Origin of the sequence: Dietzia sp. (assembly GCF_036741115.1) — a bacterium.
In the GTDB taxonomy this organism is placed as follows: domain Bacteria; phylum Actinomycetota; class Actinomycetes; order Mycobacteriales; family Mycobacteriaceae; genus Dietzia.
The window spans coordinates 1-13,306 of sequence record NZ_DAINST010000054.1 but is presented as its reverse complement, the minus strand read 5'-3'; the positions used below and the strand labels follow the sequence as shown (position 1 = coordinate 13,306).

Below are 13,306 nucleotides of genomic sequence, written 5' to 3'. Positions count from 1 at the left end.
CTCTACGCGTCGCTCACCGGCACGTGGCCGAGTCCGCTCCCCGAGGGGGCGGAGCAGACCGCCGTCACAGACGCGCGTCTCCCCATCGCCGAACGGGACTCCGACGGCAAGCCCGTCGACCCACAGACCGGCGGCGCGCCCGTCGACCTCTCCATGCTCTCCACACGCACCCTCGACGGCAGTAGCGTCTCCTCGGCCCAGACCGTGATCTCCTTGATCGACGCCGCAGGCCAGGGCGGTTTCGGCCCCGAGGATCCCGAGTACTTCGAGGAGTCCCGGGGATCCGGCGGAGACGCGGTCTGGGAGGAGGCCTCGGAGTCCGAGCTCGAGGAGAAGCGGGCCCGGGACCAGAACCGCTGGCTCATCATGGCCGGCGCCGGCGTCGTCGGCGTGATCGTCGTGGTCTCGCTCCTCGTCGCGTTCATGGGCGGCTTCGGCGGCAAGGACGAGGTGCCGCTCGCCGACAAGCTCGACGCCATGCAGCGCGCTCAGACGTCCTCGCGCGAGGCCGACGCCGGGGACAAGGGGGAAGACAAGGGCGGGGACAAGTCCTCCTCGGAGTCCGCGGCCCCGAGCTCCTCCGCTGCGCCGACCGGTGAGAAGCTCGACATCGCCTCGGCAACCACGTGGCAGCCTTCGACCTCCGCGGGCTCCGCAGAGAACTCTGCCCTCGCAGTGAACGCCACCGACGGAGACCCGGGGACCGTCTGGCAGACGGACACCTACGAGCAGCAGTTCGGCACGGGGCCCTCGGCGTTCAAGCCGGGACTCGGCCTCGTCCTCTCGCTTTCGAAGCCCGCCGAGCTCTCCCGCCTCGAGCTCGACTCCCCGGACCGCACGATGGCCTTCGAGGTCCGCTCAGCGCCGACCGCGAACCCTTCCTCTCTGTCCGATACCCAGGTGATCGGCAAGGGCACCGTGAGCGGTGGCAAGGCCATCGTCGACCTCGATACGAAGAAGCCCGTGGACAACGTGATCATCTGGATCACCGAGCTCGACGGATCCGCCGCCACCGGCTACCAGGCCAAGATCGGCGAGGTCGACCTGCTCGGCTCACCGGCGTAGGAATTCGGCTGGGGCCGGCTGTCGCCGTGTGGCGCGCATCCGGGCGTTTCCCCAGGGCGGACCTCGCTCGCCGGCCCGCTCCGCGAAAGTAGCGCACCCCACCGCGCCGCTCGGGGCCCTAGATTCGACCCCGTGAGCAACCCCACAGCCCTCGAAGTCCCACCTCCCCCCGCGGCATCCGCGCGCCCCGGCGCCGCCGGAGCCGTTGCACATTCCGCGGGCGCCGGCGAGACCGAATGTCCGGATATCGAGCTCCTCCGCCGTCACATAGGGGGAGACGAATCGGCTTTCGCCGCTCTCGTCCGCCGCCACTACGACGTGCTCTGGCGCACCGCCCTGCGCACGTCCGTGTCGCCGGAGGACGCCTCGGACTCCCTACAGGAGGCGCTGCTCTCGGCCGCGCGGCAGGCGCGCACGTTTCGCGGCGAGTCGGCGGTGCGCGGGTGGATGTACACGATCGTGGTCAACGCGTGCAGGGACCGGATGCGCAGAGCACTGCGGCTGCGGTGCGTGGAGCTCACCCCAGTTCTCGCCGAGCAGGTCTCGTACCGAACCCTGTACTACCAGAGCCCCGTGTGGTCGCTGGTCGTGGCCGAGGCGCTGCGCGAGATCCCCGAGGGGATGCGCAACGCGGTGATCCTCGTGGACATGTACGGCCTCACCGTTGCCGATGCCGCGTTCCTGCTCAACGTGCCGGTGGGGACCGTAAAGAGCCGGTGCACGCGCGGGCGGCGGCACCTCGCCCCACGCCTCGAGGGGATCACGCTGTCGCAGTGAGCGACCAGAACGGGCCCTGGGCGGGGTCGGAAGGGAGTCGGACCCGGCCCGGGAACAACGCCGCGGTCGCCCGTGTTGGACACTGGTGGCGGCGGGATCGCGCCGCGAGCCCGAGACCCGGGCCCGAGCACGACAACACCGCCGCCGCGCCTCCGACCTCCACACCTTAGGATCTACCGTTATGACCGATTCCGGCTTCTCCATCCAGCTCGACGCCGACGATCCAGCCGAGCCCACGGCCACCCCTTCCGGCTCGGCCGCCGATCCGGACCAGGTCCACGACGTGATCATCGTGGGCTCCGGCCCCGCTGGCTACACGGCGGCGATCTACGCGGCCCGCGCCGAGCTGGCCCCGCTGGTCTTCGAGGGCCTCGAGTACGGCGGCGCGCTCATGACCACCACGGAGGTCGAGAACTTCCCCGGCTTCCCCGAGGGCATCCAGGGCCCGGATCTCATGTCCAACATGCGCGAGCAGGCCGAGCGTTTCGGCGCCGACCTGCGCATGGAAGAGGTCACCCGCCTCGAGCTCACCGGCGAGATCAAGAAGGTCCACGTCGGCGAGGACGTCTACGCGGCCCGCTCGGTGATCCTCTCGATGGGTGCCGCCGCCCGCTACCTCGGCGTCGAGGGCGAGCAGGAGTACCTCGGCCGCGGCGTCAGCTCGTGCGCCACCTGCGATGGCTTCTTCTTCAAGGACAAGCCGATCGCAGTGATCGGCGGCGGCGACTCCGCCATGGAGGAGGCCGGCTTTCTCTCACGCTTCGGCACGAAGGTCACGCTCATCCATCGCCGCGACGAGTTCCGCGCTTCGAAGATCATGGAGGACCGCGTCCGCGCGAACGAGAAGGTGGACATCCTCACCAACAAGGTCGTCGCGCGCGTCGAGGGCGACGATGCGGGCGCCGTCCGCGCGCTCAAGCTCACCGACACCGTGACCGGCGCGGAGAGCGAGCTCGATACCGCCGCGATGTTCGTCGCCATCGGCCACGATCCCCGCTCGGGCCTCGTCTCCGGCCAGGTAGACCTCGACTCCGAGGGCTACGTGCTCGCCGGCTCCGGCGCCCAGGCCTCCGCGACCAACCTGCCCGGCGTCTTCGCCTGCGGCGACCTGGTCGACAAGCGCTACCAGCAGGCCGTGACGGCAGCGGGAAGCGGCTGCACCGCCGCCCTCGATGCCGAGCACTACCTCGCTTCCCTCGGCGCGAAGTAGCAGGTAGCTCCGTGCCCGGCCGGTTCTCTTTCTCCCGCTCGCGCGGGGATTCGGGCAATACCGCGCGCCGAGGCGGGGCCTCGGGCGGCTCGGGACCGGGCGGAGTCCCCGCCCCGGCCGGCCTCCCACGCATCGACGCCGCCGAGTTCCGCTCGCAGGTCGTCGAGGCGAGCGCCAACGCCCCGGTCATCGTCGATTTCGTCGCCCCGTGGTGCCGGCCGTGCATCGCCATGGAGCCGGTGCTGGCCGAGCTCGCGGCCCGCTTCTCGGGCGATGTGACGATGCTCTCCGTCGATATCCAGGACAACCCCGAATTGGCGGCGGACCTGCAGATTCTCTCCATCCCACTGCTCGCCGCCTACTCGGGCGGGGAGCAGGTCGCCACACTCCACGGCGCCAAACCGAAGAAGGCCATTTCCTCGTTTATCGAGTCAGTTCTGTAGGCGCACTCCGCTTTTCCCCCGGAACAGGTGGATCTGCGCGCATTCGTGCAGCTCGCGGGCCGATTCGCGTTTCTCGGTTCTGTTCCTACCGCCGGTAGCGGGTATCCTGAGCGGGGTATCGATAAAGGTCTACGGCTCTTTGCGGCTCCGTCTGCGGTCCGTCGGCCGCCCGATCCGGGTACCGCACCCGTCTCGGGATTTTCGAATAGCCGGACCACTACGGTGGGTTAACCCGTTCCTTCGCGGAGCGGGCGGCAGAAATGGGAGGGCATGGCACTTCGTCAAGGCGATAGGGGAGTCGAGGTGGCCCAGATCAGGGCTCGCCTCGCAGGTCTCGGACTGCTGCACAAACTCGATTCCGTCGGGCTCACGGAGCCCGAGGTGGGTTCGGCCACCGAGAACACTGATGCCCTCTTCGATGCCGATCTGGAGATCGCCGTCCGCGCATTCCAGCAGTCGCGCGGGCTGATCGCCGATGGGATCGTCGGACCCGCCACGGCCAACGCTCTCGCGGACACCGTCCACCAGCTCGGTTCGCGGGACATGAGCTTCGTGGTCACTCGCCCGATGGCGGGCGACGATGTCGTGACCTTCCAGCAGCGCCTCCACGAGCTCGGTTTCTACACCGGGAACATCGACGGAACCTTCGGCCCCGTTACCCACGACGCGGCCACGGAATATCAGCGCTCAACAGGCCTCACGCCCGATGGCGTCGTCGGTCCCGCAACTCTCGCCAGCCTGTCAAACCTCTCGACCCTGGTCTCCGGCGGCAACCTCAGCTCGATCGTCCAGCGCGAGCGCGCCCGCAACTCGGGCCCGCAGCTCCTCGGCAAGCGGATCGTCCTAGATCCCGGGCCGAGCGGATCGGATTCGCCGCTCACGGTGGAGACCCCGATGGGCACGGTCACCGATGCCCAGATCCTCTGGAACCTGGCGGAGAACCTCGCGGCGTTGATGACCCGCGCGGGTGTCGAGGTCCTGTGGTCGCGGCCGGATTCGATCCTCCCCAGCGACGACGAGCGCGCGGAGATCGCGAATTCCATGCAGGCCGATCTCCTCATCAGCCTCCGCCTCGACCGCCATCACAACCCCGAGGCCAACGGCGTAGCCGCCTTCTACTTCGGCAATTCCCTCGGCGTCGTGTCGATGATGGGGGAGGCGCTCGCCGGCTACATCCAGCGCGAGATCGTCGCCCGCACCGGCGCGCACGACAACCGTACGCACGGCCGCAGCTGGCCGCTCCTGCGCCGCACGCGTATGCCCTCGGTGCAGCTCGACCTCGGCTATGTCCACAACCAGTCCGACATGGCGAATCTGCTCGATCGAGAGGTTCGCGAGCAGGTCGTCGACTCGATCCTGGTCGGCATCAAGCGCCTCTATCTTCTCGGGGACGGCGACATGACCACCGGCACGTTTTCCGTGGACGACATCATGTCCTTCGAGGACAGGCACGCAGGCCGGCAGTGACGCCGCACGTCACAATCTAGCTCGACCACGAGAGAAGGCCCGCACCGTTATGGTGCGGGCCTTTTCCGTGCCCCAGGGGCCGAGCGCCCGGAGTGCCGAGGCTCAGCGGATCGACACGGACTTCGCCGGTCGGAGTGCGGCCTCGAAGAGCAGCTGGTCGAGCGCGTACTCGACGTCTTCCTGCCATTCGTGGTCCCCGTCGATTTCGAGGCGCAGGCGGGGGAAGTCCTCGTGGGGTCCGACGACCTCGAAGCCCCGAGCAAGGAAGAAATCGGCCATCGCCATGCAGGCAATAGGACCGCACGCGCTGAGCGCGTCCAAGCCGATGCGGTCCACCGCGTGCTCGGTGAGCCCGAAGGTCTCGATGGCCTTGACCCCTCGGCGGGCGATGTCCGCGACGACGGCGGCCAGCAGAGCGTCCCGTACGCCCTCGAGCGGCCGCCCCGCTTCGCCATCGACGGCATAGATCTCGGCGAGCACGACGGCATCTGATCCCACCTCCCCGCTGCCGAACCATGCCGTGCGGGGGACCGAGCCGGTGGGGCCGTACGTCGCGGTGCCTACCGTGCGTCCGAGATTCTCGGCGACCAGCCCGCACACGCCCCACTGGAGGAGAATACTCGACAACCATGCCTCCTTCTCGAAGACGCGATCCTCGCGGCTCGACGCCGGCGGCGCGACCGCCCCGCCGCCCGAACTACACGGCCCGCTCGAGCCGGGGTCGCCATCGGTCTGCCAGAACACGCATGCGCGGGAGTGGGTGTCGAGCCGGTCGAGCGAGAGTAGATCGACGGGGACGACGATCGTGTCGCTGTCGGCCGGATCCGCTCCGTCGCGCCCAACCTCGCTCATGCCCCTCCTTCGGACCATCCTTCGTCATACTGTCACAGTGACGTTTACTAGCCGCATCCCAGTTCACGACGCTTTCGCCGCGATTTCGGGCTCATCGGCCAGATCTATCGCTTTCCCTTGAGCATCTTGACGATGCGCTTGAGGTCGTCGGCGGAGCCGACGTCGATGGTGATCCGGCCCTTCTTCTTGCCCATCGCCACCGACACCTTCGTCTCGAATCGATCGGACAGCGAGTTCGCCACGGACTGGAGTTCGGGATCCGGCTCGGCGGGGGCCCGCCGCTTCTTCTCCTTCTCTTCGGATGCTCCGTTGGCATTCGTGAGCGCGACGATCTCCTCGGTGCTTCGGACGCTGAGCCCCTCGGCGATGATCCGCGCCGCGAGGTCCTCCTTGAGCTGAGGATCGCCTTCGAGCGAAAGGAGAGCGCGCGCGTGGCCGGCCGAAAGGACCTTGGCCGCCACCCTGCGCTGGACGGCCGGCGGAAGCTGGAGGAGGCGGATGGCGTTGGTGATCGCGGGCCGAGAGCGCCCGATGCGCTCCGCGAGCTGAGACTGGGTGACCCCGAACTCCTCGAGGAGCTGCTCGTACGCCGAGGCTTCCTCGAGAGGATTGAGCTGCACGCGGTGGATGTTCTCGAGGAGCGCGTCGCGGAGGAGGTTCTCGTCGGCGGTCTGCCTCACGACTGCCGGGATCGTCTCGAGGCCGGCCTCCTGGCTCGCCCGCCACCGGCGCTCGCCCATGATGAGCTGGTAGCGCCCCTCGCCCATATCGCGGACGACGATCGGCTGGAGGAGACCGAACTCCCTGACGGAATGCACGAGTTCGGCGAGTGCCTCCTCGTCGAAAACAGCGCGCGGCTGCTTCGGGTTGGGCTCGATCGCGGCGGGAGCGATCTCTCGGAGCACCGCGCCGGGATCGACGATCTCTGTACCCTCGTCGTTCGTAGTGATGTTGTGGTTCGGTGCCTCCGAGGCCGAAGCGGTGTCGTCGCTGCCGTCCGTGCGTGGGGGAGCGGGGCGCGGAGGGGTAGAGGGATTCCGGTCCGCGAGTGTTTCACGTGAAACACCCGGGCGTGGAGGCTTCTCCCCGCCTGCGCCCGTCCGTGGTCCGAGGATCACATCGGCCGCCGAATCCCCGAGGCTCGGACCATGGCCCTGATCCGCGGTGGGGATGAGGGCAGCAATGCCCCTCCCAAGTCCGCTCCGTTTGTTGTTGCCCGCCATTACTCTCCACCCTCGCTCGGCGCTTCTGCGCCCGTCTTCGCCATTGCTCCGTGCTCGTCGATGTACCGCTTGTTGATCTCCCGCGCGGCGTCGATATATGCGAGCGCGCCCTTGCTCCCCGGGTCGTAGTCGAGGATCGTCTGGTTGTAGCTCGGCGCCTCGGAGACCTTGATATTGCGGGGGATCACGTTCCGGAGGACCTTGTCCCCGAAGTGCTTTCGAACCTCCTCTGCAACCTGATTCGAAAGGTTCGTTCGAGCGTCGTACATCGTCAGAACGACGGTCGAGACTTCGAGGTCCTTGTTGAGAGCCTGGGTCACGAGTTCCACGTTGCGCAGCAACTGTGTGACGCCCTCGAGGGCGTAGTACTCGCACTGGATGGGGACGAGGATCTCGCGGGCCGCGACCATGGCGTTGAGCGTAAGGAGCCCGAGCGACGGCGGGCAGTCGATGAATACGTAGTCGATACCCAGCGCCGTGAGGTCCTCCGGGACGAGGACCTCGGCGAGCCTTCGCTCGCGGGAGAACATCGAGACGAGCTCGATCTCCGAGCCTGCGAGATCGATAGTGGCCGGCACGCAGTAGAGGTTCGGGTTTGTCGGGCTCTGCTGCGCGAGTTCCTGGAAGTTCTGCTCCCACAGGAGAAGGTTGTAGCTCGACGGCGTCCCCTCACTGTGGTCGACTCCGAGCGCTGTCGAGGCATTGCCCTGTGGGTCGAGGTCGATGACAAGCACCCCGAGGCCGCCTGCCGCGAGCGCCGCCGCCAGGTTGACCGCCGTAGTCGTCTTCCCGACGCCGCCCTTTTGGTTCGCGATAGAAATGATCCGCGGAGAGGAGGGCCGCTCGAAATCGAGGCCCGTCCCGTGCATGATCTCGCTCGCCTGTCGCGCAGCGGCAAAGATCGGAGTGTCGTCACTCATGCACGCGCCTTTCTCCATTCTCCTCGGGTGCTGTCGACCCTCGAGGTTTCACGTGAAACATCGATTGTCGACTTACGGCCAACGTAGTCGGACATTCGCGCTATTTGCCTTGCTTGGTCCGATCAAGCTTATCCCGCTGCCCATGTCCGCCGCGACGTGAGTGCGCCTCTGAACGTGTCGCGGTGACCAGGTACGTGGGCTCCGCCCCCGGGACCGTCACAGTGGTGGATGCCGCACCGGAAAGTCCGGCCCTCTCCATGGCCTGCCCGTCCCTCTTGAGCTCGTCGGCTGCAGATTCTCCCTTCAGGGCAACGAATGCCCCACCCGGACGAAGAAGGGGAGTGCACCACTGGCCGAGCTTCGCCAGGGGGGCGACGGCCCGGGCTGTGACGACATCCGCTCCGCCTACATCCTCCCGGATCGACTTCTCCTCGGCCCTCCCGCGGACAACCGAGATCTCGAGGCCGCGCTCTCGGAGCCCCAGGCTGTCGATCGCTTCCTCGAGGAAGATCGTCCGCCTGAGGAGTGGCTCGACCATCGTCACCGTGAGATCTGGACGGGCCAGAACGAGGGGGATTCCGGGCAGTCCGGCCCCTGATCCGATGTCGACCACACGAATCCCGCGGGCGTTCCCTTCCCGAGGCGGGTCGATAGCGGAGGCCACAGCGGTGCAATTGAGCACATGACGCGTCCACAGCCGATCCGCCTCGCGAGGACCGAGCAGGCCCCTTTCAAGTCCCGCGGTAGCGAGGAAACGCACGTACTTCTCCGCGAGGTCGGTGCGTTCGCCGAACACCTCTGCGGCTTCCGGGGGAGTGTTGGCCATGTCTTCAGTAGACCTCAATCTGTTCTCTTCGTGGGTACGCCTCTTGGATCGCCGTCTGCGAGGTGGGAACGGTCGCCGATGAACTGTCACGATGTTTCACGTGAAACACCGGAAGCCGAATAGCTACTCCGGGAAAATTACTACCCGGCGGTTTGGCTCCTCGCCGGTCGAGCTCGACGTGACTCCGTCTACTTCGGCGACGGCGTCGTGCACGATCTTTCGCTCGAACGGCGACATGGGATCGAGCGTCTGGGACTCACTGCTGTCGAGCACGGCCTTCGCCGCCTCACGCCCGAGCTCGCCGAGCGCCGCCCTTCGCTCGGCCCGCCATCCGGCGATATCGAGGAGAAGCTTCGAGCGGACGCCAAGCTCCTGCTGAACTGCCAGACGGGTCAGCTCCTGAAGTGCTTCCAGTACCTGGCCCTCGGAACCGACGAGGCTATTGAGTTCACCCCCGCCTTCAATAGACACCGATGCGCGATCTCTGACGACGTCGAGTTCGATATCGCCGTCGTAGTCGAGGATGTCGAGGAGGGTCTCGAGATAGTCGCCGGCAACCTCACCTTCCTCAACGAGCATGTCCTCCGGCGGGCTATTGGGCTCGTCCGACACCGGTCCTCCTCTCGCGATGTTTCACGTGAAACATCGGATACTCCGCGGCCCGTCCGTGCCGGGCAATGGTCCAATCATACGTGCCGTGCACGAAGGGCCCCGACCGAACGGTCGGGGCCCTTCCTGGGAATCGCTCGGCGAAGCCGGCTACCTCTTCTTCCGGTTCTTCTTCGAACCCTTTTTCTTCGCACCCTGCGGCCGCTGCCCGGGTTTGGGAGCACCACCCGGCGCCGGGGGAGTGGCCGCCTTCGACGCTCCGGCGCTCGCTTCGGCCTCTACACCCGAGCCCTTACCCTTCGAGCCCTTGGAGCCCTTCGGAGCCGAGTTCTCACCCGCTTCGCTCTTGGCCGAAGACGATTCCGGCTCCGAACCACGCTCCGCCGATCGCGCGTCCTTCTTCTCCGCGACCGCGGTGGCCGAGCCCCCGGAGGCCTTGCCTGCCTTCTTCGGGTTCACCGGCTTTACGCCTACACGCGGGGCGAGCGCATCGCGCTTCTCCTTCGCCTCTTCCTTCTTCTTCGCATCCTCGCGGTCCATCTGCCCGTAAAGGAAATGCTGCTGGCCGTAGGTCCACACGTTGTTCGTCATCATGTACACGAGGATCGCGATCGGCCAGAACGCGCCCGTAACGAGAATGCCGATGGGGAACACCCAGAGCATCATCTGACGCATGATCGCGGCCTGTGAATTGGTCGGGTCGATCGGCTGCCGCGACGACGACTGGCGGGCGTTGAAATGCGTCATCACCGACGAGATGATCATCAGCGGGATCGCGATGAGGACGATATTCAGGCGGCTGAAGTCGACGGGCTGGCCGGGATCGACGAACGCCTGGAACTGCTCAATCGGCTGCGAAACGTACGACGAGAGCGGAGCGCCGAACAGACGGGCATCGAGGAAGTGCTGGACATCAGAAGCGGAGAAGACGTAGTTCCCCGTGTTGCGCGTCTCCTCCGCCGTCATCCCAAGGGAACCGAACGAGGTACCCATGCGGTTGAACGAGCGCAGCACATGGAACAGACCGAGAAAAACGGGAATCTGGAGGAGGGCAGGAAGACAGCCGAGGAGGGGATTGAAACCCTCCTTCTTCTGCAGATTGCGCATCTCCTCGCTCATCTTGCGCTGGTCGTTCTTGTATCGCTTGCGGATCTCCTGCATCTGCGGCTGGAGTACCTGCATCTTGCGGCTGTACCGGATCTGCCGCGCCATCGGGTAAAAGAGGATGACGCGGAGGGTGAGCACGAGGAAGATCACCGAGAGAGCCCAGATCAGGCCGTTCGACTCGGGGTTCTCGACACCGGGCAGCTTCCCACCGATCCACGAGAAGATGTTGTGCCACAGCCACAGAATCCCGGAGATGGGTTTATAGATGAGGTTGTCGGTAATGACGGACATGTCGCGATTGTTCCTTGGGGCTTGGTCCGCAACTCACGGACTGGGTCGGGAGGGATTCGCTGGAGAAGGGCGGGGCTCAGGGGGAGCGGGCCGGCGGGACCGGATCCCAGCCACCGCGGGACCACGGGGCGCAGCGCAGTATCCGCCAGATCGTGAGCATCGAGCCCTTGAACGCGCCGTGCACGCGGAGGGCTTCGAGCGCGTACGCGCTACACGTCGGTTCGAATCGGCACGACGGAGGGAAAAGCGGGGAGATTCCCTCGCGGTAGAACACGACGAAAAACGTGAGGATTCGGGCAGGCACGCTGCCCACGTACGTATCGTCACGTGACATTACGTTCCACCGTTCCCTCATTGGCCGGCCGCGCACTCGCGGAGCCGGGCTAGTCCCGATTCGGGGAGTTTCCCGAGCGGGCCGCTGCCACCGTGCCCGGCGTATCCGGCAACCGGCGCCTGGCCTTCGCGGCCGCCCGCTCGGCCGCGCCGATCACTTCGGCTCGAAGCCGCTCCGGATCCGCATCCACCGCCGGGGGAAGAGCGCGCACCACGAAATCGATATCGAAGTACTCACCCGACGCCACCTCGGCGCAGATATGGCGAAGCCGCCGGCTCATCCGGTGGCGTACCACCGAATTGCCGACGGCTTTGCTCACCACGAGCCCGAAGCGGGGACCAGAGGTCCTCTCGACATCGGGCTCGTGCGCGAGCGCGTGGACGACGCAGCACGGCCGACCCGCGCGCACCCCACTCCGCATGACCGCCCGAAAATCGGACGACAGGCGGAGACGGTGCGGGGACGGCAGCACGGCGTGATCCTCGAGTATTTTGGAGCGCCGCCTCCGGACTAGGCCGAGAGGTTGGCGCGCCCCTTGCGACGACGGCCGGCGACGATGGACCGACCCGCACGCGTACGCATACGGAGACGGAAACCATGCGTCTTGGCACGGCGACGGGTATTCGGCTGGTACGTCCGCTTGCCCTTGGCCACGGCATTCTCCTTCGTTCGACCGCGACTGTATGCACAGCGCGATGCTCGCTACTTCGATACTGCTCTACTTCTCGTGCCGCCGCGGCGCGAAAACTACCTACCCGAAGCGATGAGACGCTCCCGGCCCTCGCGCACGAACGGCGGGCCGTGCACACAAACTGGCACGACAGACTGTTCAAGATTACTCGGACCCTGCGATTTTTCACAAACCATGTGATTCCCAGGCGCCACACGAGGCATAAACTCCCAGGAGCCTGTGACCATTGTGACGACACGCCGAAACCGGCGTCGTTGACTTCCGTAATCCACTGGTTCTAGAACCTTGCCCCGGCGCGATCAGGGTTGTTAACGTTACGTCTCACACGCGTTGGCCCCGGGGGGCTGCAAGCCAGGCCACACGTCCCGGCAACTCCGAGTAAGCCCCTCCCGCCACCCGCGAACCACCCTCTCGGGTACGGGCTGGGAGCGCACTTTTCGGCGGGCATACCCTGCTGCGGGGTGCCGGGGGACTTCGCTACTCAATACCACCCGTGTATTTCCACACCTGTGGACAAGTATGTGGAAATGCAGGTACTCGTACTGCCCATCCTGTGGATGGCGCGTGCGCTAACCTTGTCTGGTCCATGACGTCTGCGCCGAGAAAGGAGACACCAACCATATGTCTCCTGAGTTGGACACCGTCTGGACAACGGTCGTCGACGAGCTCACCACGGGCGCACCGGATTCCGGTATCCCGCCGCTCACCCGACAGCAACGAGCATGGTTGTCGCTGGTCAAGCCCATCGCCTTCACCCAGGGCTTCGCGATGTTCGCCGCCCCGAGCCAGATGGCGCGAGACAATATCGAGGGCGACCTGCGCACCCGGATCACCGCCGCGATGTCGCGCCTCCTCGGCGAAGAGGTGGACCTCGCGGTCCGCATCGACTCCTCGCTGGAGTCGGACCTCCCGGAGATCCGCCGCACGGTCCCGCCGATCCGCGAGAACTCCCACGCCGATCAGCAGCCGGCCGAGTACCGCAACGGCGCCGCACACCAGGACGGTTCACCGTCCCACTCGGAGAACGACTCCTCCCCGGCGGACAAGCTCGAGGCCGATCGGCGAGTCGAGCGCGAGCGCGATCTCCACGTACCGGAGAACGACGAAGCTCTCGCGGCCGTGGTCAGCAACAACGACCTCAACCCGCGCTACACATTCTCGGCGTTCGTCACCGGCAGCTCGAACAGCTTTACCCGCGCCGCGGCGCTCGCCGTCGCGGAGGCGCCGGCCTACGCCTACAACCCGCTCTTCATCTACGGCGAGTCGGGTCTCGGTAAGACCCACCTCCTCCACGCCATCGGCCACTACGCGCTCAACATGCAGCCGGGCCTCAAGGTCAAGTACGTCTCCACCGAGGAATTCACCAACGACTTCATCAACTCGGTGCGCGACGGCCGGCAGAACATGTTCAAGAAGCGCTACCGCGAGGCCGATATCCTCCTGGTCGACGACATCCAGTTCCTCATCGGCAAGGAGCAGGTGCAGGAGGAG

Annotated in this window: 14 protein-coding genes and 1 pseudogene; 6 read left to right on the top strand and 9 right to left on the bottom strand. The window is 66.4% G+C overall.

Annotated features, from left to right (window positions below; genetic code table 11):
* The 5 genes and pseudogenes from V7E05_RS09550 to V7E05_RS09530 all read left to right on the top strand — a co-directional run.
* Positions 1 to 1,065: pseudogene (locus V7E05_RS09550) on the top strand (protein kinase family protein); the annotation flags it as partial.
* A 132-nt stretch (positions 1,066 to 1,197) separates the two neighbouring features.
* On the top strand, positions 1,198 to 1,842 hold the full coding sequence (gene sigM, locus V7E05_RS09545) for an RNA polymerase sigma factor SigM (RefSeq protein WP_333619427.1): 645 nt from the start codon (positions 1,198 to 1,200) through the stop codon (positions 1,840 to 1,842).
* A gap of 181 nt (positions 1,843 to 2,023) precedes the next feature.
* Entirely contained in the window at positions 2,024 to 3,052 is a 1,029-nt protein-coding gene (gene trxB / locus V7E05_RS09540) for a thioredoxin-disulfide reductase (protein ID WP_333619426.1), read from the top strand.
* Between the two features lie 11 nt (positions 3,053 to 3,063).
* Positions 3,064 to 3,495, top strand: coding sequence for a thioredoxin family protein (locus V7E05_RS09535; protein WP_333619425.1), 432 nt, complete (start codon positions 3,064 to 3,066; stop codon positions 3,493 to 3,495).
* Between the two features lie 270 nt (positions 3,496 to 3,765).
* Positions 3,766 to 4,962, top strand: coding sequence for an N-acetylmuramoyl-L-alanine amidase (locus V7E05_RS09530; RefSeq protein WP_333619424.1), 1,197 nt, complete (start codon positions 3,766 to 3,768; stop codon positions 4,960 to 4,962).
* A gap of 102 nt (positions 4,963 to 5,064) precedes the next feature.
* On the opposite strand, the gene V7E05_RS09525 is transcribed toward V7E05_RS09530, so the two are convergent.
* The 9 genes from V7E05_RS09525 to rpmH form a co-directional block, all read right to left on the bottom strand.
* Entirely contained in the window at positions 5,065 to 5,814 is a 750-nt protein-coding gene (locus V7E05_RS09525) for a GNAT family N-acetyltransferase (RefSeq protein ID WP_333619423.1), read from the bottom strand.
* Positions 5,815 to 5,918: 104 nt separating this feature from the next.
* On the bottom strand, positions 5,919 to 7,037 hold the full coding sequence (locus tag V7E05_RS09520) for a ParB/RepB/Spo0J family partition protein (protein WP_333619422.1): 1,119 nt from the start codon (positions 7,035 to 7,037) through the stop codon (positions 5,919 to 5,921).
* Positions 7,037 to 7,957 (bottom strand): ParA family protein, encoded by a 921-nt coding sequence (locus tag V7E05_RS09515; protein ID WP_333619421.1) that lies wholly within the window; start codon positions 7,955 to 7,957, stop codon positions 7,037 to 7,039. Before V7E05_RS09515 ends, V7E05_RS09520 begins: the two co-directional genes overlap by 1 nt.
* A gap of 100 nt (positions 7,958 to 8,057) precedes the next feature.
* Positions 8,058 to 8,783, bottom strand: a complete 726-nt coding sequence (gene rsmG, locus V7E05_RS09510) for a 16S rRNA (guanine(527)-N(7))-methyltransferase RsmG (protein ID WP_333619420.1) — start codon at positions 8,781 to 8,783, stop codon at positions 8,058 to 8,060.
* A 123-nt stretch (positions 8,784 to 8,906) separates the two neighbouring features.
* A complete protein-coding gene (locus V7E05_RS09505) occupies positions 8,907 to 9,413 on the bottom strand; it encodes a Jag family protein (protein ID WP_333619431.1) in 507 nt (168 codons plus the stop codon).
* A 129-nt stretch (positions 9,414 to 9,542) separates the two neighbouring features.
* On the bottom strand, positions 9,543 to 10,790 hold the full coding sequence (gene yidC, locus V7E05_RS09500; RefSeq protein ID WP_333619419.1) for a membrane protein insertase YidC: 1,248 nt from the start codon (positions 10,788 to 10,790) through the stop codon (positions 9,543 to 9,545).
* 76 nt (positions 10,791 to 10,866) lie between these two features.
* Positions 10,867 to 11,124, bottom strand: coding sequence for a membrane protein insertion efficiency factor YidD (gene yidD, locus V7E05_RS09495; RefSeq protein WP_333619418.1), 258 nt, complete (start codon positions 11,122 to 11,124; stop codon positions 10,867 to 10,869).
* A gap of 49 nt (positions 11,125 to 11,173) precedes the next feature.
* On the bottom strand, positions 11,174 to 11,596 hold the full coding sequence (gene rnpA / locus V7E05_RS09490) for a ribonuclease P protein component (protein WP_333619417.1): 423 nt from the start codon (positions 11,594 to 11,596) through the stop codon (positions 11,174 to 11,176).
* Positions 11,597 to 11,634: 38 nt separating this feature from the next.
* Complete coding sequence (rpmH, locus tag V7E05_RS09485) at positions 11,635 to 11,778, bottom strand: 50S ribosomal protein L34 (RefSeq protein ID WP_333619416.1); 144 nt, start codon at positions 11,776 to 11,778, stop codon at positions 11,635 to 11,637.
* Between the two features lie 658 nt (positions 11,779 to 12,436).
* On the opposite strand from rpmH, the gene V7E05_RS09480 reads away from it, so the two are divergent.
* Positions 12,437 to 13,306: DnaA ATPase domain-containing protein (locus V7E05_RS09480; protein WP_333619415.1), on the top strand; the 870-nt coding region annotated here is incomplete at its 3' end.

Coding starts and splice junctions, on each gene's coding strand:
- V7E05_RS09525 (WP_333619423.1), bottom strand. CDS start 5,814: ATGAGCGAGGTTGGGCGCGACGGAGCGGATCCGGCCGACAGCGACACG.
- V7E05_RS09530 (WP_333619424.1), top strand. CDS start 3,766: ATGGCACTTCGTCAAGGCGATAGGGGAGTCGAGGTGGCCCAGATCAGG.
- trxB (WP_333619426.1), top strand. CDS start 2,024: ATGACCGATTCCGGCTTCTCCATCCAGCTCGACGCCGACGATCCAGCC.
- yidC (WP_333619419.1), bottom strand. CDS start 10,790: ATGTCCGTCATTACCGACAACCTCATCTATAAACCCATCTCCGGGATT.
- V7E05_RS09520 (WP_333619422.1), bottom strand. CDS start 7,037: ATGGCGGGCAACAACAAACGGAGCGGACTTGGGAGGGGCATTGCTGCC.
- V7E05_RS09515 (WP_333619421.1), bottom strand. CDS start 7,957: ATGAGTGACGACACTCCGATCTTTGCCGCTGCGCGACAGGCGAGCGAG.
- yidD (WP_333619418.1), bottom strand. CDS start 11,124: ATGTCACGTGACGATACGTACGTGGGCAGCGTGCCTGCCCGAATCCTC.
- rsmG (WP_333619420.1), bottom strand. CDS start 8,783: ATGGCCAACACTCCCCCGGAAGCCGCAGAGGTGTTCGGCGAACGCACC.